The following is a 19,326-nucleotide window of genomic DNA, read 5'->3' as shown; positions in this document are numbered from 1 at the left end:
AAGGGATTGAGCGGGTTCTATCCGTTGCCGAGTAGGCGAAAGACGAGCGCGACGCGATGAGCGCCAGGAAATCGGCCGAACCGTCTCCCGAATCCATCGCGCGATCCGAGCGTCAACGCTTGGCCGCCGAAGAGGGCGCGCGGGCGATCGCCGATGTCGAAAGGCGCGCTGTCGATATCCGCAGCAACATGGCGCGGCTGCGCGAGCAGCGTGAGGCCAAGGAAGCAGCCGAGCAAGCAGCCAAGCAAGCAGCCGATGTCAGTTTTCGCGCATCGGCGCCTCCACCGAAGAAGCGCACGAGGAAATTGCCGAGATAGCCGAATTCGACAGTGCAGACAAAAGGGGCCGTTCACATGCGAATGAGTGCAAGTCGTGCCTAGGATCAAACCGGACGGCGGCGGCACAATCACCTTCTTTCTTGCGCTCGGCGCGGGCCGACAGCTGTGCCGTCTTGCGACGACCTTCCAGACGCAGAAGCAGGCCTTCAGCTACCTTCAGAAATATCGGACGGAGTTCGAGCGCATCGCGCGGGCGCGGCTGGCTTCCGGGGAGCTCGAGGACGGGGTCATCGTGCTCTCGATGCTCTGAAGCTTACCAAGGTCGGTCTCTCTTCGTCCACAGAGATTGCCTGGCCGTGTCGAAGTAATAACGCGGGCACCGGCAATCCCTTATCTGCGACGATTTCCCTGCTCGGCCTCTCGCGCCAGCCGTTCCGCTTTCAGGCGTTCGCGATTTTCGTGATGGGATTGTTGCGCCTTTGCATAGTCGGTCATCGGCTTCTTGGTCTCGACCGGCTTGAATGCCTTGTTGGCCTCCCGCAGAGCCCGGGACGCGGGATGATCTCTCGTCATGTCGACCTCGATGTCGGCGTAGGGGAACGCGGCTCGAAACACGCCCGAGCCGGCGTGTCCGGCTCGCGAGCCGGTAGCGTTAGACTTGTCGTCGGATGGCCGGCTGCGCTCCGAGCGTGCTCCGGTGCAGGAGACAACGAGGCGCAACCCGGTCGGTTCCAATTAGGCGGCTTCAATTCGGCATTGATGCTTGCTCGGCTCGCGCTGACTCGCCTGGCGACCATGGCATAATACCCCTGTTTTGCCCGACGGGTCAGGATTTTTTTCGTCGAATCAGAAATCTCGTTGCGTGCCAATGGGATGGCTACTGTGCATGGGGTTGTTTTCCGAGTTTTGATTTCGAGCCTGCGGCTGCACGCCTTCCCAAGCAAAAAGGGCCGCCCCTTCGGGCGGCCCTTTCGTCTCGTGCAATGTGGGGCCGCTTACTCCGCGGCCTGCTTCTGCGGCGGGTCGAGCGCGCCGGATTTGTGGATCTCGGCGACCTGGTGATCCGAGAAGCCGAGCACCGAGCGCAGGATCTCGTCGGTGTGCTCGCCGAGCAGTGGCGAACGCGTCACGTCCGCCGGCGAGTCCGACAGCTTGATCGGGTTGCCGACCGAGACGTACTTGCCGCGGGTGGGGTGGTCGACCTCGACCACGGTGCCGGTGGCGCGCAGCGACTGGTCTTCGGCGATCTCCTTCATCGACAGGATCGGGCCGCAGGGGATGTCGTCCTTGTTGAGGATCTCCATCGCCTCGAATTTTGTCTTCGTCATCGTCCATTGTTCGATGCGGGCGAAGATCTCGTTGAGGCGCGGCAGGCGGGCGGCCGGCTTGGCGTAATTCGGATCGGTCTTCCAGGTGGGCTCGCCGATCACGTCGCAGATCTTCTCCCAGACCGGGGCCTGGGTGATGAAATAGATGTAGGCGTTGGGATCGGTCTCCCAGCCCTTGCACTTCAGGATGCGGCCGGGCTGGCCGCCACCGGAATCGTTGCCGGCGCGCGGCACGGCATCGCCGAACGGCACGCCTTCGCCGAACTGGCTGTATTCCTTCAGCGGGCCGTGGGCGAGGCGCTGCTGGTCGCGCAGCTTGACGCGGCAGAGGTTGAGCACGCCGTCCTGCATCGCGGCGGTGACGCGCTGGCCCTTGCCGCTGTGGGTGCGCTGATAGAGCGCGGTGACGATGCCGAGTGCCAGGTGCAGGCCGGTGCCGGAATCGCCGATCTGCGCGCCGGTGACGAGCGGCAGGCCGTCGCGGAAGCCGGTGGTGGAGGCGGCGCCGCCGGTGCACTGGGCGACGTTCTCATAGACCTTGCAGTCCTCGTACGGTCCGGGGCCAAACCCCTTGATCGAGGCGACGATCATCTTCGGGTTGATCGCCTGGATCTTCTCCCAGGGGAAGCCCATGCGGTCGAGCACGCCGGGGCCGAAGTTTTCGACCAGCACGTCGCACTTCTTGATCAGCTCGGTCAGGACTTCCTTGCCCTTGGGGTTCTTGGTGTCGAGCGTGATCGAGCGCTTGTTGTGGTTGAGCATGGTGAAATACAGGCTGTCCACGTTCGGGATGTCCTGCAGCTGGCCGCGGGTGATGTCACCCACGCCGGGGCGTTCAACCTTGATCACGTCGGCGCCAAACCAGGCCAGCAACTGCGTGCAGGTCGGTCCGGACTGGACGTGGGTGAAGTCGAGAATGCGAACGCCCTCGAGCGCTTTGGTCATCATATTGCTCCGTACTCTGTCTGCCCCTGCTACCACAGGGAATAAGGGTTGAAGGGGTGGACTTACTTTTTCTTCTGCAGGACGCTCTGCGGATTGAGGTTGCCGATGCGGCCGCTCTCCGAGCCTGCGGCCGGATCGATCACCGCGTTGATGAGCGTCGGCTTGCCGGACTTCATGGCGTCGTTGACGGCACGCTTCAGCTCGTCCGGCGAAGTCGCGTTCACGCCGACGCCGCCGAAGGCTTCCATCATCTTGTCGTAGCGCGCGCCCTTGACGAACACGGTGGTCGCCGGATCGTCGTTGGCGCCGTTGACGTCGGTGCCGCGATAGATGCCGTCATTGTTGAAGATGACGACGCAGATCGGAAGGTTGTAGCGGCAGATGGTCTCGACCTCCATGCCGGAGAAGCCGAACGCCGAATCGCCCTCCACAGCGAGCACGGGATGGCCGGTCTCGAGCGCAGCCGCGATCGCCTGGCCCATGCCGATGCCCATCACGCCCCAGGTGCCGACGTCGAGACGCTTGCGGGGCTTGTACATGTCGATGACGCCGCGGGCGAGGTCGAGCGTGTTGGCGCCTTCGTTGACGAGGATCGCCTCGGGATACTCCTTGATGACGTTCTTCAAGACGCCGAGCGCGCCGTGATAGTCCATCGGCGATTTGTTGTTCATGAGCTTCGGCGCCATCTTGGCGACGTTCTCTTCGCGCTTGGTTGAGACGGCCTTGGTCCATTCGGTGGGCGGCGCGGTCCAGCCGGAGCCCATCGCCTGGTTGAAGGCGGAGACCACCGAGCCGATGTCGCCGACGACGGGCGCGACGATCTCGACGTTGGAGTCCATCTCCTTCGGCTCGATGTCGACCTGGATGAACTTCTTCGGCGTTTCGCCCCAGCTCTTGCCCTTGCCGTGCGACAGCAGCCAGTTCAGCCGCGCGCCGATCAGCATGACGACGTCGGACTCCTTCAGCACGGTCGAGCGGGCGGCGCCGGCGCATTGCGGATGGGTGTCGGGGAGCAGGCCCTTGGCCATGCTCATGGGCAGGAACGGCACGCCGCTCTTCTCGACGAAGCTCTTGATCTCCTCGTCGGCCTGCGCGTAGGCCGCGCCCTTGCCGAGGATGATGAGCGGACGCTTGGCGCCCTTGAGCACGTCGAGCGCGCGCTTGACCGAAGCGGGCGAGGGGATCTGCGCCGGCGCCGCGTCGATCACCTTGACCAGCGACTTCTGGCCGGCCTCGGCGTTCATCACCTGGCCGAACAGCTTTGCCGGCAGGTCGAGATAGACGCCGCCCGGACGGCCCGAGACCGCCGCGCGGATGGCGCGGGCGAAGCCGATGCCGATGTCCTGGGCGTGCAGCACGCGATAGGCCGCCTTGCACAGCGGCTTGGCGATCGCGAGCTGGTCCATCTCCTCGTAATCGCCCTGTTGGAGGTCGACGATCTCGCGCTCGGAAGAGCCCGAGACCAGGATCATCGGATAGCAATTGGTGGTGGCGTGGGCGAGGGCGGTGAGACCGTTGAGGAAGCCGGGCGCCGACACCGTGAGGCAGACGCCGGGCTTCTTGGTGAGATAGCCGGCGATGCCTGCGGCGTAGCCGGCGTTCTGCTCGTGACGGAAGGAGATCACGCGAATACCGGCGGCCTGCGCCATGCGACCCAGATCCGTGATCGGGATGCCCGGCACATTATAGATGGTGTTGATGCCGTTCAGCTTGAGCGCGTCGATGACGAGATGGAAGCCATCCGTCAGTTCCTGCTCGGTGCCCGGTGCTTCGGACTTGGTCGCGGTATTCAGCATGGGCCTTGTCTCCCTGGTCTCAAGGTCGTTGGGGCGAATTGTTCGCCCTTCTGGTGAACGTTGCTAAGCGAAGAGTTACGTAAACAGTTCTTGGCCGTGCGCTTCGACGTAAGCGGCAAGGCCGAGGGTGTGATCGCGGGCGCGCTTCTCGGCGAGCTCGGTGTCGCGCGCCTCCAGCGCTTCGATGATGCCGAGATGCTCGGGCAGTGACGTCGCGGTGCGGTCCTTGCGTCCGATGGTCAGCTGGCGATAGCCGCGCACGTGCAAGAGAAGGTCGTTGGTGAGATCGACCAGCACCGGCGATTCCGACAGCGAGATCAGCGCCTGGTGGAAGGCGATGTTGGCGCGCGAATATTCCTCGACGTGATCCTCGGGCAGGCGGTCCTTGCCGAAATCCTTGAAATAGTCGCGCAGCGCCGTGATGTCCTTCTTCCGCGCGGTGGTGGTGATGAGCCGCGCCGCCATGCTCTCCAGCGCCGCCCAGGCGCGGATCATGTCGACGATCTCACTCTTGGTCCGGCGCACCACCATGATGCCGCGGCGCGGAACCGTCTTCACGAAACCGTCCTGCTCGAGCATCGCGATGGCTTCGCGGATCGGGGTGCGGCTGACGCCGAGGCGTTCGGACAGCGCGCGCTCGTCGAGCATCACCGGCTCGGGCGTCGAATAGATGTCCATCTTGAGGATGGCTTCCTTCAAGGCGTCATACGCCTTGTTCTTGAAGCTGCTCTCCGGGGCAATACGAACGATTGCGATGTCTGCCTCGGCCATGTTCGGCAACGCCTTGGTTGGTTTCCGTAGTGACACGACGAATCTCCTCCAGTGGGAGTCGTCTTTTACAGGAATATTAACGGGAAAGTTTTTGGCATACCACATGCCAGAATGTCAAGCTGCCTATTTTTTGCGGCGTTCTGGGGCGTGCACCAGCTTGACAAGTTGGCTTCTGGCATACCAAATGCCATCGCCAGCCATTTTTGATCCAAGCCGGCGGAGTAGTCTTGGCTTTATGCCACTCCGTTCCGCCGCATGGAACAGAGCGCGGCGAATGGCAAGCATCACGGGCAGCCGCAAACTCGCGCGCGCTTTGAAAAGAACGAACTCAGGTCAAGGGAGAAGCCACATGTCCAATTCCAAAGATGCCGTCCGCAAGGTGCTTGACCAGGTCAAGGCGGACAACCGCACCAGCCTGACGGCGCCGGAAGGCAAGCTGGTCTGCGACGCCTACGGCATTCCGGTGCCGAAGGAGGGCGTGGCCAAGTCGGCGGGCGAGGCCGGCAAGATGGCTTCGTCCATGGGCTTCCCGGTGGTGATGAAGATCGTCTCGCCGGACATTCTCCATAAGACCGAAGCCGGCGGTGTCATCGTCGGCCTCAAGACGGCTGAAGAGGCCGAGAAGGCCTACGAGACCATTCTCGGCAACGCCAAGAAGTACAAGGCCGATGCCAAGATCGAAGGCGTCCAGGTCCAGCAGATGCTGGCCGGCGGCACCGAGGTCATCGTCGGCTCGATCACCGACGGCTCGTTCGGCAAGCTGGTTGCCTTCGGCCTCGGCGGCGTGCTCGTCGAGGTGCTCAAGGACATCACGTTCCGCCTTGCGCCTGCCACAAAGGAGGATGCGCTCTCGATGCTCGACGGCATCCAGGCGCATGAGATCCTCAAGGGTGTGCGCGGCGGCGAGCCGGTGAACCGCAACGCGCTCGCCGATGTCATCGTCAAGGTCTCGCAGCTCGTCACCGATTTTCCCGAGATTGTCGAGCTCGACCTCAACCCAGTGTTCGCAACCGCGAAGGGGGCCACGGCCGCCGACGTCCGTATTGTCGTCGACTTCGCTTATGTGCCGAAGCCGAAGCCGCGTCCGACCGAAGAGATCGTCGCGGCGATGAACCGCATCATGCAGCCGAAGGCTGTCGCCGTGGTCGGCGCCTCCGCGGAGGACGGCAAGATCGGCAATTCCGTAATGAAGAACCTCATCAACGGCGGCTACAAGGGCGAGATCTATCCGATCCATCCCAAGGCCGCCGAGATCCTCGGCTACAAGGCCTACAAGAGCGTCAAGGACGTGCCAGGCGTGATCGACGTCGCGGTGTTCGCGATCCCGGCGAAATTCGTCGCCGCCGCGCTGGCCGAATGCGGCGAGAAGAAGATCCCGGGCGCTGTGCTCATCCCGTCGGGCTTCGCTGAAGCCGGCGCGCCTGAGCTGCAGGCCGAGATCGTCGAGGTCGGCAAGAAGTACGACATCCGCCTGATGGGGCCGAACATCTACGGCTTCTATTATACGCCCGCCAATCTCTGCGCGACCTTCTGCACCGCCTATGACGTCAAGGGCCATGCGGCGCTGTCGTCGCAGTCGGGCGGCATCGGCATGGCCATCATCGGCTTCTCGCGCTCGGCCAAGATGGGCGTCTCCGCGATCGTCGGCCTCGGCAACAAGTCCGACATCGATGAGGACGATCTGCTCGCCTTCTTCGAGCAGGACCCGAACACCAATCTGATCGCGCAGCATTGCGAAGACCTCAAGGACGGCCGCGCCTTCGCGGAAGCCGCCAAGCGCGTCTCCAAGAAGAAGCCTGTCGTGGTGCTCAAGGCCGGCCGCACCTCGGCTGGCGCGAAGGCGGCATCGTCCCACACCGGCGCGCTCGCCGGCAACGACCGCATCTATGAGGACGTGTTCAAGCAATCCGGTGTGATCCGTGCCCGCTCACTTCGCCAGCTGCTCGAATTCGCCCGCGGCGTGCCGGTGCTGCCGACGCCGAAGGGCGAGAACGTGCTCATCATCACCGGTGCCGGCGGTTCGGGCGTGCTGCTGTCGGACTCCTGCGTCGACAACGGCCTGTCGCTGATGTCGATGCCGCCGGATCTCGATGCGGCCTTCCGCAAGTTCATCCCGCCGTTTGGAGCTGCCGGTAATCCCGTGGATATCACCGGCGGCGAGCCGCCGATCACCTATGTCAACACCGTGAAGCTCGGGCTGTCGGATGAGCGCATCCACGCGCTGATCCTCGGCTATTGGCACACCATCGTCACCCCGCCGATGGTGTTCGCCCGCAACATGGTCGAGGTGAAGAAGGAGATGGAGGCCAAGGGTTTTGTGAAGCCGATGGTCGCCTCTCTCGCCGGCGACGTCGAGGTCGAGGAAGCCGCCGAATATCTCTACCAGAACGGCATCCCGGCCTACGCCTATTCGACCGAGCTGCCGGTCGAGGTCCTCGGCGCCAAGTACAAGTGGGCGCGCGGGGCAGGGCTGCTCTGAGCTTGCGTTCGCCTCTCCCCGCTTGCGGGGAGAGGTCGGAATTTGCGCAGCAAATTCCGGGTGAGGGGGACTCTCCACGAGTCTGTCTCTCACCGTCTTTGTGGAGATAGCCCCTCACCCCCGCCCTCTCCCCGTAAGAACGGGGAGAGGGAGAAGAGGCGGCTCGCGTCTTGTCTGATTGGCAAATGCAGGTCGCGATGAGCAAGAACGTGATCCGGCGCAAATCGTTCGAGCCCAAATCGGCCGCGGAGGCTGATCACGAGGGCCGCGACGGTGGCGTGCAGTCGGTCGACCGCGCGCTGTCGATCATCGAGACGCTGGCCGAGGACGACGAAGGTTATCGTCTCAGCGATCTCGCGATCCGCACCGGCCTGTCGGCGTCCACCGTGCACCGGCTTCTCGCAACGCTCGAAAGTCGCCGTTTCGTGCAGTTCGACCGTGGCGAGTCCAAATGGCACGTCGGCGTGCGCAGCTTCACGGTTGGCGCCAGCTTTGCGCGGCGACGCAATTTCTCCGCACAGGCCATTCCATATTTGCGCAAGCTGCGCGATCTCACCCGCGAGACGGCCAATCTCGCCGTGGTCGACGATGAGTTCATCATCGTGCTGACCCGCATGGAAAGCCGCGAGATCATGCGCTCGCTCACCAAGGTCGGCGGCCGCGTCCCCATGGTGACCTCCGGCGTCGGCAAAGCGGTGCTCGCAACCTATTCAGACGAGGACGTCGGCGCCGTCATCCGCCATCACGGCATGCCCCGCCTGACCGAGAAGTCGATCGTGCGCCCGAGCGACCTGTTCAGGGAGCTCGAGAAAATCCGCAAGCAGGGCTTTGCCGTCGACGATGAGGAGGCACAGATCGGCCTGCGCTGCGTCGCGGCGGTGGTATACAATGCGTTGGCCGAACCGCTTGCCGCGATCTCCGTATCCGGCATGACCAGTCGGGTCACCGACGAGCGGTTGACGGAGATCGGACAAATCGTCCGGGAAGTGGCGGCCGAACTGACGGCTGCGCTCGGTGGGGTCATCCCGGCGCCCCGCTGACCAAAAACACTGAGGCATGTCACTGGACAGCATCGGCCGTTTTGGTTGATATGCGACCAAACGACACAATGCGGCGAACGTCCGCATGAGCCCTGGAGATGCCCCCATGTTCCGATTTCCCGCGCGCCTTGTCGGCGCAGCCGTCGCGTTCACCCTGGCGGCAGCCAATCCGGGCTTTGCCCAGCAGCTCGAGCTCAAGCTGATGGCGCCGGCGGCTCCGGGCGGAGGCTGGGACCAGACCGCGCGCTCGATGCAACAGGCGCTGGTGGCTGCGGGCATCGCCCGCAGCGTGGTGGTCACCAACGTTCCCGGTGCAGGCGGCAGTGTCGGCATCGCGCAGTTCGTCAATGGCGCCAAGGGTGACGGCAACCAGATGATGGTCAACGGCTTCGTCATGGTCGGCGCGCTCGCCATGAACAAGTCGCCGGTGACGCTGGAGCAGGTGACGCCGATCGCGCGCCTCACCGAGGAAATCCAGGTGATCGTGGTTCCCGCGAATTCGCCGATCAAAAATGCGCAGGATCTGGCCGCGGCGGTGAAGGCCGATATCGCCAAGGTCACTTTCGCCGGCGGCTCGGCCGGCGGCGTCGACCATGTGATGGCGGCCTTGTTCGCCGGCGCGGTCGGCGCCGACGCCAAGAAGATCAACTACATCCCGTTCTCCGGCGGCGGCGAGTCGCTCGCGGCGATTCTCGGCGGCAAGGTCACCGCAGGCATTTCGGGCCTCAGCGAATATGAAGGGCAGATCAAGTCCGGCAAGCTGCGTGCGATCGGCGTGACCTCGGAGAAGCGAATCGCAGGCAGCGATCTCCCGACCTTCAAGGAGCAGGGCATCGACCTCGTAATCGCCAATTGGCGTTCGGTGGTCGCGCCTCCCGGCATCACGCCGGAGCAGCGCAAGACCTTGAGCGATGCGGTCGAGAAGATGGTGAAGTCTGACGCCTGGAAGGAGATCCTCAAGCAGAAGGGCTGGGAGGACGCCTATCTCGGCGGCGACGCCTTCGCCGACTTCCTGAAGAAGGAAACGGCCCGCGTCACCGACGTGTTGAAATCGGTCGGCTTGGTCAAGTCATGACCTCAGGCGATCCCGTCCAGCCGCCGCGGCGCGTCGACCGTGCCGGTCTCGTCATCGCGGTATTGCTTGCGGTGCTCGCCGTCGTGCTGGTCTGGGACGCGCGCGGCCTGCAATCTGCGGCGATGTACGGGATGGGACCGGAGGCGATGCCGGTCGTGGTCGCCAGCGGCCTTGGGCTGCTTGCGATCGGCAACTTCATCGACGCGCTGCGCGGCAATTTGCCGGCACGCGAGAGCGCCGATCCCGTGCCTGTGGTTCTGATCCTCGTAGGGCTTGCGCTGCTGATCGCCATCATCGGCATTGGCGGCGGCTTCATCCTGGCGACCTCGGCGCTGTTCGTGACGACCTCGGCGGCCTTCGGACGCCGTGCCATCCTCATCGACGCCATCATCGCCCTCGTGATGTCGACCCTCATTTACCTGGCGTTCGACCGGTTGTTGACGCTGAGCCTGCCTGCCGGCCCACTGGAGCGACTGCTGTGATGGATACCTTTGCCGCGCTGGCTCACGGCATGGCGGTCGCCGTCCAGCCGATGAACCTGCTTTACGCGCTGATCGGCGTGTTCCTCGGCACGGCCGTGGGCGTGCTGCCCGGCATCGGCCCGGCACTGACGGTCGCGCTGCTGCTGCCGGTGACCTACAAGCTCGACCCCGGCGGCTCGCTGATCATGTTCGCCGGCATTTATTATGGCGGCATGTATGGCGGCTCGACCACCGCGATCCTGATCAACACGCCCGGCGAGAGTGCCTCGATGGCCACCGCGCTTGAAGGCAACAAGATGGCCAAGGCGGGCCGCGGCGGGCCGGCGCTCGCGACCTCCGCAATCGGCTCCTTCGTCGCCGGCACCATCGCCACCATTGGCCTGGCTTTCCTCGCACCATGGCTGGTCGATGTCGCCGTACGCTTCGGCCCCGAGGATTACTTCGCGCTGATGTGCGTCGCCTTCGTCACGGTGTCGGCGACCTTCGGCGATTCCCCGATCCGCGGCCTGACCAGCCTGTTCATCGGTCTGACGCTCGGCCTCGTCGGCATCGACAAGCTGACGGGTCAGGCGCGGCTTGCATTCGGCGTCCCCGAACTGCTCGATGGCGTTGAAGTCACAACGCTTGCCGTCGGCCTGTTCGCGGTGGGCGAGGCGCTTTATGTCGCATCGCGCCGCCACCACACCGAAGAGAAGCTGGAGCCGGTGCGCGGCTCGCTGTGGATGACCAAGGAGGACTGGAAGCGGTCCTGGAAGCCGTGGCTGCGCGGGACCATGTTCGGCTTCCCGATCGGTGCGCTGCCGGCAGGCGGCGCGGAGATCCCGACCTTCCTGTCCTATTCGACCGAGAAGCGGCTGACAAAGCACCCCGAAGAGTTCGGCAAGGGCGCGATCGAAGGCGTCGCCGGCCCCGAGGCCGCCAACAACGCTTCCGCAGCCGGCACGCTGGTGCCGCTCTTGACGCTGGGCCTGCCGACTTCGGCCACCGCCGCGATGATGCTGGCGGGCTTCCAGCAATATGGCCTCAACCCGGGCCCGCTGCTGTTCGCCGAGCGGCCTGACCTCGTATGGGGCCTGATCGCCAGCCTCTTCATCGCCAACATGATGCTGCTGGTGCTCAACCTGCCGCTGGTCGGCCTGTGGGTGCGGCTGCTCGCGATCCCGCAGCCCTGGCTCTATGCCGGCATCCTCGTGTTCGCGACCATGGGCACCATCGCGGCAAAGCCGTCGGTAGTGGAATTGTCGATGCTCGCCGGTTTCGGCGTGCTCGGCTTCCTGATGCGCCGGTTCGATTTCCCGATCGCGCCCGTCGTCGTCGGCCTGATCCTCGGCCCGATTGCCGAGAGCCAGCTGCGCCGCGCGCTCGCGATCAGCCTCGGCGATCCCATGACGCTGCTGCAGAGCCCGATTTCGGCAACGCTTCTCGGCGTCGCGCTGATCGCGCTGGTGGCGCCCTTTGTGCTGAAGGGGTTGGGACGGTTCAAGGCAAACGAGGACTAGGGCGTGTACTCATAAGTCATGTCGGCTCCTGAGGCCGAGCGGAAATCTCTGATCGGCGAGAGCATTGGTGACCCTGAGCCGAAGTCGGATTTGCGGCAGCCGCGCATCCATTGCCGGCGGAGCTTGCCCAAGCCGTTGGCATCGTTCCTAGTCGGCGCGAACGTAGCCGTAGCGCAGGTTCGACGGTTGCTTCGAAGCTTGCGTGTACTCGTTCTTGAGCGCCGCGAGGCGGTCCTCGGAAAAGGCCGGCATCCTGGTATTCTCAGCCGCCTTCAGCTTGATCTTGTAGAATCTGGTTGCGTTGCCCGCGAAGATCAGCTGCTTGGTAGCGCTGTTGGCGTCGCCAAGCGCCGCAAAGCCGTACTTCCTCTGCATGTCCTCGGGGATTTCGAGCCGGCGCAGCGCCTCGATCTGCCACTGTGGTGAGCCGTACCAGACCGAGTCGGTGCCCCACATGACGTGGTCAACACCCATCCCCTTTATCAGCGTGCCGATCAGCGCGGCGCAGAACTTCGGATGCGCGACCGCCGAGTTGGCAAAGGACGTGCCGAGCTCGGCATAGACGTTGGCGACGCCGAACTTCTGCGGGACTTCCGCGAGATCGGTGGCCCACTGGATACGGCCGGTCTGTTCGAAATCCGCCCACGCGTGATCAGGTAGTTCGAGGAACGGCCGCAGCGCCGAGTGATAGATCACGAAGTTCATCTGCGGCCAATCCTTCGCGGCTTTTCCGATGTCCCACGCCGTTGCGTATTCCCAGACGCCGGCGAACGACCTCTCATAATCGGGCGGCAGCAACCCCTTGTGGATACACAGCGTGTTGATGCCGGCCTTCACTGCTTTCTCGTAGAACGGATACATCACCTGCTCGTCGTCGAGCCGCCATGGGAACTTCGAGGGCGCCAGCGGATCGCCAATCGTGTAGGACTTCCAGGAATCCGGTTTGTAGACTTCGATTGCCTTGTCCACCTCCTCCATCCAGCCGGGTTGCTTGGGAGTGATGACGCTGTGCGCCAGCAGGCGGCGCGAACCGGCGAAGTCGTTGATCAGTTCTCGCGCCTTGACGATCTGCTCATTGGACAGCAGCCACCAACTCGGGTCGTCGAAGGGCGCGCCGCTCAGGAGCGCCATGTTGGTGTCGCTGTCGTAGTAGATCTCTTTCACATAGTTTTGGAACTTGTAGCGGGCGAGCGAAGAGACCCCTTCCTCCTTCATCTTCGGATTCCAGTGCTGGCTCGCAAAGTCTGCCAGCCCCAACAGCTCCTTATGATCGAAGTCGTCCCGCACGAAATGAGTCTGGACGTCGAAGATGAATTGGCCTGCAAGGCTCTGCGCGCGGGCCAGCATCAGCTCGGGTTCGCGGGCTTCAGCGGGCGCGACCCGGAAAACATTGCCGTAGATGTCGTTCATGGCGAGGAAAGCTGCTGCCATGCCGCAGCTCGTGTGTAAGAACTGCCTGCGGCTCAAGCCGAGGTGTCTGCCGTTAACATCAGCGAGCTCGTTGATCCGTGCCTCGACTTTCTTTTGCGTATCGCTCTGCGGGGGCGGGAGATACTCGCCATTGGAAACAATCTGGGTCGGGATAGGCGTTGCCGCCGATGCCGCCTCCGCGCCCGCGACGAGACGCTGTTCTCGCTCACTAAGCCAGGTGCTCATTGTTCTCCTCCCCGTTTGTTGGCCGACCGTGGCAGGCGGGCATGAGACGCGTATGGCTACTCCCAATCAGTTGGCAGGACCGACTAGGCGTACCTCTCCGGTTCAGCTACGCATGAAGCCATCACGCGCCCGAAGCCTAGGCGAATCTCTGCATCGCCTTGCTCCTGCGAGAGCGGCCGGCATACCCGAGAAACCACTTGCAGTTGTGGGTATCCCCGCTGATTCAATGCTCAAACTTCTATTCGCGCAACCGATGTGAATCGACAGTCACGCTGTCCCAACGCCGCATCACTCTTTCATCTGATCAATCTTTCATCTGATCGATTTCAGCCGAAGTGAAAGGCTCGTTTCTCAAATGGACTGCTTCGGCTCATGTCCCCGAGCCGAACACCGCAGCAGCGGCTGCCATCTCGACTCTCTGCCGGAGATCCTCATAGGTGGCTGCGTTAACTGCTGCTTTTGGACCCATAGCCGACCTCAACGCGCAGTGTTCGAATAGCGCATCCGAGATGGACCAATTCAGCGCTTGAGTCGCTGCGCCGGCGGGTCATTGACCAGCGCTTTTGACCCGTTACGGACGTTGGCTGGGAGATCCTCACCGCATTGGGCCGCAGCCCGGTCAGAAGGATGCGCATCCGGCGATGCTATTCGAGCATCGTGCCCGCCGGCTTTACCCGGACGCGCCGAAACGGCTAGCATCGCCTCGTTTCATCTACCGGATCGGCAGATCGAAAACGCGAGATGGCGCTGTACCCGTAGAGAAGATCTTCTCGAGTTCGAGCCGCATGGTGTCGTGGCATTCGCACGCCACCGCAGCGAGCCGCGATGAGTCGATCTCGATTTCGCCTCGCCGCTCAGATCTGATCGCTCCGGAAGCGCGCAGATTGCGCATCAGGAGCGTCACCGTCGTTCGTCGCACACCCAACATCTGCGAAAGCGCGTCCTGCGTGAGGGGCAGGACGTCGTGGTTGATGCGGTCGTGAAGTTGAAGCAGCCAGCGTGCCATACGCGCTTGGACCGGATGCAGTGCATTGCAAGCCCCGCCCAATTGAAACTGTATCAGCACCGCCTTGAAGTGAAGCTGGACTACGTGGCGGATCGCGGGACTCCGGCTGAAAGCGGCATGGAATCGCGCCGCGGGGATCCGCGAGGCCGTCCCCGCGGCACGAACGATAGTCGTAACGGCCGCAGGGGACGGTCCCAGCACGGAAAGAGTGCCCACTGCCCCCTCGCGCCCTATTGCGGCGCTGGCGACCGTCTGCCCATTCGCCATGTCGACCATCACCGAAACGGCGCCACTGTGAGGGAAGAGGACGTGCTCGGTATGATCCCCCACCCGCGAGACGACCTCTTCCCGATCGAGAGTTACCATCTGTAGGTCGGGTGCCAAAAGATCGAGATCAGCGATCGGCAGTGCTGACAGAAGCCGGTTGCCAACTTCGCTTACAAGCATCACTGCAGCCCGATGCGAACGGTCCGCCCCATCGCATTTCGAGCGACAAACGGCAACAACCTCAAACTTTGTTTGAATTCGCCTGTGCGTGTGGCCTCGAAATCCAATTCAGATGCGAAAGCTCTTAGTCGCAAAAATGAAACTCCAAGCAGGCGAATTCTGCTGGTGCAGGATCATTCAACTAGATCCGGGCGCCACGCGCAGACAATTGCAAAATGGGTATGGGTAACATCATAAGGGTTCCAATTTCGGCGCGTGGCAAACGCCACAATCAGTGATGCGTAAATTGGGGCGATTGCGCCGCAAGCTGGTTCCCGTTGAGCCCTCGAGCTCAAGCTTGGCACCGCTTGCAAAGGGGCGACCAAGCCGCCGCATCTGCGACTTACCTCAGTGGGTAGTTTGGGGCCCGATGCCTCAAGTACGTCGGGGGCCCTTTCGGCCCTCAGCTCTGCGAGAGAACAAGGCCTCAGGTTTGGCGGCTTTAAAATCCATAAGCGCAGCATGCAGGCGAACGCAATTGGCGCATTGGCGGCGTCTAGGCAAAGTCCGGTTATGGCCCATGGGCGCCTTCAACGTTGTGCACTGTTGAGAGACGAGCCGACATCTGGCGCGCCCAAACTCAGCGTATGATTTTTAAGCACATGCCCTAGCGGAAATTAAGAAGGCGGGGCGCGTCTGCCCAATGCGTAAGCACCGGTGACGTATTATTTGAGTTGCTCTCGCCGCCAGCGGCGGCAACCATCGCGGCGCTGTCCATTCCCACGCGAGAGCCCCGATGACCAAGCTCACCCGCTTCTCCGTCGCGCCGCTGCACAGCATGACGCGGCGTCTGGCTGACGTCGCCTCGGCGCGTGTGACGCCGGATCTCGTCATCACGGGCGCGCGCGTGCTCTCGACCTATTCCGAGCGTATCCATCCGGGGCGGGAGGTCTGGATCTCAGGCGGCCGCATCGCGGCGGTGAAGCCGGCCGGTACAGCGAAGAAGGCCTGGGGCGATGTTCCGCTTTATGACGCGGCCGGTGGCATCATCGCGCCGGGCCTCGTCGATCCGCACATTCACATCGAATCCTCGATGGTGACGGCCTGTGCCTACGCCGAGGCCGCGCTGCTCAACGGCACCACGACGATCTTCTGCGACAGCCACGAGATCGGCAACGTCATGGACGTCGCCGGTGTGGAGGCGATGCTGGAAGATGCGCGCGAGGCGCCGCTCTCGATCTTCCTGACCGTGCCGAGCACCGTTCCTGCGACCTCGGCTGAGCTGGAGACGGCGGGCGGCGACCTCACGCCGGACAAGATCGCTGGCCTTTTCGACCGCTGGCCCGAAGCGGTGGCGCTTGGCGAGAAGATGGATTTCGTGCCTGTCACGATGGGTGACGAACGCAGCCACGCGATCCTCGCCGCCGCGTTGAAGCGGGGACGCCCGGTGTCCGGCCATGTCTACGGCCGCGAATTCGTCGCGGCTTATGCGGCATCCGGCGTCACCGACACCCACGAGGCGATCGACCGCGACATTGCCGATGACTTGCTCGATGCCGGCGTCTGGGTGTTTTTGCGCGGGGGACCGCCGACCACGCCCTGGCATTCGCTGCCGCAAGCGATCCGGACGATCACCGAGCTCGGGGCTTCGCACAAGCGCACCGCCGTGTGCACGGACGATCGTGACGCCGACGATCTCCTGCTGTTCGGCCTCGACTGGGTGGTGCGCGAAGCCGTTAAGGCGGGGATGTCGCCGGAGCAGGCCTGGTCGATGGGCTCGCTGCATGGCGCGACCCGCTTCGGCATGGAGGGCGATATCGGCGGCCTCGGCGGCGGCCGCCGCGCCGATCTCGTGCTCATGGACGATCAGCTCAAGCCGCAATGCACTTGGTATGGTGGCGAGCTCGTGGTCGAGCGCGGCAAGATCACGCCGCGTCTCGATCAGGCCCTGTCGCAGCGCTACCAATATCCAAGGGCGGCCTATGCGACCGTCAAGCTGCCGCAGACGATGAATCTGACGCCGGAATTGCCGACCAAGGCCTGCACCGTCAACGCGATCAAGACCGCGTTGCCCGGCATCACGCTGATCCATGAGAAGGTCACGATCGAGCCGGCCAAGGACTGGCCGTCGCTGTTCGCGCGCTATGGCCTCTGCTTCGTCGCGGTGGTCGAGCGCCACGGCAAGTCCGCCGGCAATGTCGCCCACGGCCTTCTCAAGGATTTCGGCCTGAAGCGCGGCGCGGTCGCTTCCAGCGTCGGGCACGACAGCCACAACCTCATCGTCGCCGGCACCAACGAGGCCGACATGCAGGTCGCGATTGCAGCGATTAGGGAGCAGCAGGGGGGCGTTTGCGTCGTCGCCGATAGCGAGGTGAGGGCGCTGGTTCCGCTGCCGATCGCAGGACTCCTGTCCGACAAGCGCGTCACCGAAGTGGCTGAAGAGGTCAAGGCGTTGAAGAAGGAATGGGCCGAGGCCGGCTGCACCATCCCTTACATGGGCTTCAATTTGATTCCGCTATCGGTCATTCCGGAAATTCGCATCACCGACAAGGGCCTCGTGCTGGTGCCGCAGATGGAGCTGGCGCCGCTGTTCGAGTGAGGCGGCTTTCACGCGTCTCACGGTCTAACTGGTTGAGAGCACCGCGATTTTTCCGCGGCTGCCGCATCGTGGAAAATAAAATCGATCTCGTTGAGATCGCATCCTGCGCATCTGATGATCCCCTCGCTGACTTGAACCCGAGCGAGGTCCGATATGGCGAAGATGCGAGCTGTCGATGCGGCCGTGCGTATCCTGGAGAAGGAAGGTATCTCGACGGCCTTCGGAGTTCCCGGCGCTGCGATCAATCCGCTTTACTCGGCGCTGAAGAAGCGCGGATCGATCCGTCACATCCTGGCGCGCCATGTCGAGGGCGCTTCGCACATGGCCGAGGGCTATACGCGCGCCAAGGCCGGCAACATCGGGGTCTGCATCGGCACCTCCGGGCCGGCCGGCACCGACATGATCACCGGACTCTATTCGGCGATCGCCGATTCCATCCCGATCCTCTGCATTACCGGGCAGGCGCCGCGCGCGCGGCTCTACAAGGAGGATTTTCAGGCGGTTGACATCGAGTCGATCGCAAAGCCTGTCACGAAGTGGGCGGTGACCGTGCGCGAGCCGGCGCTGGTGCCGCGCGTATTCAGCCAGGCCTTCCATGTGATGCGATCAGGGAGGCCGGGGCCGGTGCTGATCGACATGCCGCTCGACGTGCAGCTCGCCGAGATCGAGTTCGACGACGAGACCTATGAGCCGCTGCCGGTCTACAAGCCCGCCGCGACGCGCAAGCAGGTCGAGAAGGCGCTCGAGATGCTCAACACCGCCGAGCGGCCGCTGATCGTGGCAGGCGGCGGCATCATCAACGCCGACGCCTCTGACCTGCTGGTCGAGTTCGCCGAGATCGCCAACGTGCCGGTGGTGCCGACGCTGATGGGATGGGGCGCGATCCCTGACGATCACGTGCTGATGGCCGGCATGGTCGGGCTTCAGACCAGCCACCGCTATGGCAACGCCACCCTGCTGGAATCCGACTTCGTGCTCGGCATCGGCAACCGCTGGGCCAACCGCCACACCGGCTCGGTCGAGACCTACACCAAGGGTCGCAAATTCGTTCACGTGGACATCGAGCCGACGCAGATCGGGCGTGTGTTCAATCCCGATCTCGGCATCGTCTCGGACGCCAAGGCCGCGCTCGAGCTGTTCGTCGCCGTCGCCAGGGAGTGGCGGCGGTCGGGCAGGCTCCGCGAGCGCCAGGCGTGGCCCGCTTCCTGCCGCGACCGCAAGAAGACGATGCTGCGCAAGAGCCATTTCGACAACGTTCCGATCAAGCCGCAGCGCGTCTATGAGGAAATGAACAAGGCATTCGGCCGCGACACCACCTATGTTACGGTGATCGGCCTGTCGCAGATCGCCGGCGCGCAATTCCTCGGCGTCTACAAGCCCCGCAACTGGATCAATGCAGGGCAGGCGGGGCCGCTCGGGTGGACGCTGCCGGCCGCGCTCGGCGTGCGCGCGGCGTGTCCGGAGCGCGAGATCGTCGCGCTGTCGGGAGACTACGACTTCCAGTTCCTGATCGAGGAGCTCGCGGTCGGCGCGCAGTTCAATCTGCCCTACATCCACGTCGTCGTGAACAATTCCTATCTCGGCCTGATCCGCCAGGCCCAGCGCGGCTTCGATATGGACTATCACGTCCAGCTCTCCTTCGAGAACATCAACGCGCCCGAGATCGGCGTCTACGGCGTCGACCATGTCGCGGTCGCTGAAGGTCTCGGCTGCAAGGCCATCCGCGTCACCGACCCGAAGGACACGCAAGCGGCGTTTGTGACCGCCCGCGAATTGATGGCGAAGCACCGCGTGCCAGTCGTGGTCGAGTTCATCCTCGAACGGGTCACCAACATCGCCATGGGCACGGAGATCGACAACATCGTGGAGTTCGAGGAGGTGCAGGACCTTCCGCTCGACGAAGTCGAGACCACGCGCGTGCTGCAGCCGGCGGAATAGGGGAAGAA

At 63.6% G+C, this 19,326-nt stretch carries 15 protein-coding genes; 9 read left to right on the top strand and 6 right to left on the bottom strand.

Annotated features, from left to right (window positions below; all coding sequences use genetic code 11):
- Positions 1 to 56: 56 nt before the first annotated feature.
- A complete protein-coding gene (locus ACNJYD_RS25625) occupies positions 57 to 317 on the top strand; it encodes a transcriptional regulator (protein ID WP_212256890.1) in 261 nt (86 codons plus the stop codon).
- A gap of 46 nt (positions 318 to 363) precedes the next feature.
- Positions 364 to 588 (top strand): hypothetical protein, encoded by a 225-nt coding sequence (locus ACNJYD_RS25620; RefSeq protein WP_172784280.1) that lies wholly within the window; start codon positions 364 to 366, stop codon positions 586 to 588.
- 80 nt (positions 589 to 668) lie between these two features.
- On the opposite strand, the gene ACNJYD_RS25615 is transcribed toward ACNJYD_RS25620, so the two are convergent.
- The 4 genes from ACNJYD_RS25615 to ACNJYD_RS25600 form a co-directional block, all read right to left on the bottom strand.
- Positions 669 to 851, bottom strand: a complete 183-nt coding sequence (locus ACNJYD_RS25615; protein ID WP_025035185.1) for a hypothetical protein — start codon at positions 849 to 851, stop codon at positions 669 to 671.
- A 422-nt stretch (positions 852 to 1,273) separates the two neighbouring features.
- On the bottom strand, positions 1,274 to 2,551 hold the full coding sequence (frc, locus tag ACNJYD_RS25610) for a formyl-CoA transferase (protein ID WP_172784281.1): 1,278 nt from the start codon (positions 2,549 to 2,551) through the stop codon (positions 1,274 to 1,276).
- 62 nt (positions 2,552 to 2,613) lie between these two features.
- Positions 2,614 to 4,347 carry an oxalyl-CoA decarboxylase gene (gene oxc, locus ACNJYD_RS25605; RefSeq protein ID WP_212256889.1) on the bottom strand — a complete coding sequence of 578 codons (1,734 nt, stop codon included), beginning with the start codon at positions 4,345 to 4,347 and terminating at the stop codon, positions 2,614 to 2,616.
- A gap of 75 nt (positions 4,348 to 4,422) precedes the next feature.
- The gene (locus ACNJYD_RS25600; protein ID WP_157282741.1) at positions 4,423 to 5,118 is read right to left on the bottom strand and encodes a GntR family transcriptional regulator; all 696 of its coding nucleotides are present in this window, start codon (positions 5,116 to 5,118) and stop codon (positions 4,423 to 4,425) included.
- Positions 5,119 to 5,467: 349 nt separating this feature from the next.
- Between ACNJYD_RS25600 and ACNJYD_RS25595 the strand changes: the two genes are divergently transcribed.
- The 5 genes from ACNJYD_RS25595 to ACNJYD_RS25575 all read left to right on the top strand — a co-directional run bounded on the left by ACNJYD_RS25595 (position 5,468) and on the right by ACNJYD_RS25575 (position 11,693).
- Positions 5,468 to 7,597, top strand: a complete 2,130-nt coding sequence (locus tag ACNJYD_RS25595) for an acetate--CoA ligase family protein (protein ID WP_212256888.1) — start codon at positions 5,468 to 5,470, stop codon at positions 7,595 to 7,597.
- 197 nt (positions 7,598 to 7,794) lie between these two features.
- Positions 7,795 to 8,637 (top strand): IclR family transcriptional regulator, encoded by an 843-nt coding sequence (locus tag ACNJYD_RS25590; RefSeq protein WP_439363698.1) that lies wholly within the window; start codon positions 7,795 to 7,797, stop codon positions 8,635 to 8,637.
- Positions 8,638 to 8,743: 106 nt separating this feature from the next.
- Positions 8,744 to 9,712, top strand: coding sequence for a Bug family tripartite tricarboxylate transporter substrate binding protein (locus tag ACNJYD_RS25585; RefSeq protein ID WP_439363697.1), 969 nt, complete (start codon positions 8,744 to 8,746; stop codon positions 9,710 to 9,712).
- On the top strand, positions 9,709 to 10,194 hold the full coding sequence (locus ACNJYD_RS25580) for a tripartite tricarboxylate transporter TctB family protein (RefSeq protein WP_212256886.1): 486 nt from the start codon (positions 9,709 to 9,711) through the stop codon (positions 10,192 to 10,194). The genes ACNJYD_RS25585 and ACNJYD_RS25580 overlap by 4 nt, the downstream gene beginning before the upstream one ends.
- Entirely contained in the window at positions 10,194 to 11,693 is a 1,500-nt protein-coding gene (locus ACNJYD_RS25575) for a tripartite tricarboxylate transporter permease (protein WP_036023341.1), read from the top strand. Before ACNJYD_RS25580 ends, ACNJYD_RS25575 begins: the two co-directional genes overlap by 1 nt.
- A 147-nt stretch (positions 11,694 to 11,840) precedes the next feature.
- Here the strand turns inward: ACNJYD_RS25575 and ACNJYD_RS25570 are convergent, their stop codons facing one another.
- Both ACNJYD_RS25570 and ACNJYD_RS25565 read right to left on the bottom strand, forming a co-directional pair.
- Positions 11,841 to 13,349, bottom strand: coding sequence for an amidohydrolase family protein (locus ACNJYD_RS25570; protein ID WP_439363696.1), 1,509 nt, complete (start codon positions 13,347 to 13,349; stop codon positions 11,841 to 11,843).
- A gap of 712 nt (positions 13,350 to 14,061) precedes the next feature.
- Positions 14,062 to 14,802, bottom strand: a complete 741-nt coding sequence (locus tag ACNJYD_RS25565; protein ID WP_210268167.1) for a Crp/Fnr family transcriptional regulator — start codon at positions 14,800 to 14,802, stop codon at positions 14,062 to 14,064.
- 775 nt (positions 14,803 to 15,577) lie between these two features.
- Between ACNJYD_RS25565 and ACNJYD_RS25560 the strand changes: the two genes are divergently transcribed.
- On the top strand, positions 15,578 to 17,380 hold the full coding sequence (locus tag ACNJYD_RS25560; protein WP_439363695.1) for an adenine deaminase: 1,803 nt from the start codon (positions 15,578 to 15,580) through the stop codon (positions 17,378 to 17,380).
- 153 nt (positions 17,381 to 17,533) lie between these two features.
- Positions 17,534 to 19,318, top strand: a complete 1,785-nt coding sequence (gene gcl / locus ACNJYD_RS25555) for a glyoxylate carboligase (RefSeq protein ID WP_439363694.1) — start codon at positions 17,534 to 17,536, stop codon at positions 19,316 to 19,318.
- Positions 19,319 to 19,326 lie beyond the last annotated feature (8 nt).

Source organism: Bradyrhizobium sp. SPXBL-02 (assembly GCF_051853065.1).
Classification (GTDB): domain Bacteria; phylum Pseudomonadota; class Alphaproteobacteria; order Rhizobiales; family Xanthobacteraceae; genus Bradyrhizobium.
The sequence above is the reverse complement of the archived record's forward strand: the minus strand, read 5'-3'. Positions and strand labels throughout refer to the sequence as shown.

Bases quoted from the DNA above. Each gene is read 5' to 3' on its own strand.
- ACNJYD_RS25600 (WP_157282741.1), bottom strand. From the start codon at position 5,118: ATGGCCGAGGCAGACATCGCAATCGTTCGTATTGCCCCGGAGAGCAGC.
- oxc (WP_212256889.1), bottom strand. From the start codon at position 4,347: ATGCTGAATACCGCGACCAAGTCCGAAGCACCGGGCACCGAGCAGGAA.
- frc (WP_172784281.1), bottom strand. From the start codon at position 2,551: ATGACCAAAGCGCTCGAGGGCGTTCGCATTCTCGACTTCACCCACGTC.
- ACNJYD_RS25590 (WP_439363698.1), top strand. From the start codon at position 7,795: ATGAGCAAGAACGTGATCCGGCGCAAATCGTTCGAGCCCAAATCGGCC.
- ACNJYD_RS25565 (WP_210268167.1), bottom strand. From the start codon at position 14,802: ATGCTTGTAAGCGAAGTTGGCAACCGGCTTCTGTCAGCACTGCCGATC.
- gcl (WP_439363694.1), top strand. From the start codon at position 17,534: ATGGCGAAGATGCGAGCTGTCGATGCGGCCGTGCGTATCCTGGAGAAG.
- ACNJYD_RS25595 (WP_212256888.1), top strand. From the start codon at position 5,468: ATGTCCAATTCCAAAGATGCCGTCCGCAAGGTGCTTGACCAGGTCAAG.
- ACNJYD_RS25585 (WP_439363697.1), top strand. From the start codon at position 8,744: ATGTTCCGATTTCCCGCGCGCCTTGTCGGCGCAGCCGTCGCGTTCACC.
- ACNJYD_RS25570 (WP_439363696.1), bottom strand. From the start codon at position 13,349: ATGAGCACCTGGCTTAGTGAGCGAGAACAGCGTCTCGTCGCGGGCGCG.
- ACNJYD_RS25625 (WP_212256890.1), top strand. From the start codon at position 57: ATGAGCGCCAGGAAATCGGCCGAACCGTCTCCCGAATCCATCGCGCGA.
- ACNJYD_RS25575 (WP_036023341.1), top strand. From the start codon at position 10,194: ATGGATACCTTTGCCGCGCTGGCTCACGGCATGGCGGTCGCCGTCCAG.
- ACNJYD_RS25580 (WP_212256886.1), top strand. From the start codon at position 9,709: ATGACCTCAGGCGATCCCGTCCAGCCGCCGCGGCGCGTCGACCGTGCC.
- ACNJYD_RS25560 (WP_439363695.1), top strand. From the start codon at position 15,578: ATGACCAAGCTCACCCGCTTCTCCGTCGCGCCGCTGCACAGCATGACG.
- ACNJYD_RS25615 (WP_025035185.1), bottom strand. From the start codon at position 851: ATGACGAGAGATCATCCCGCGTCCCGGGCTCTGCGGGAGGCCAACAAG.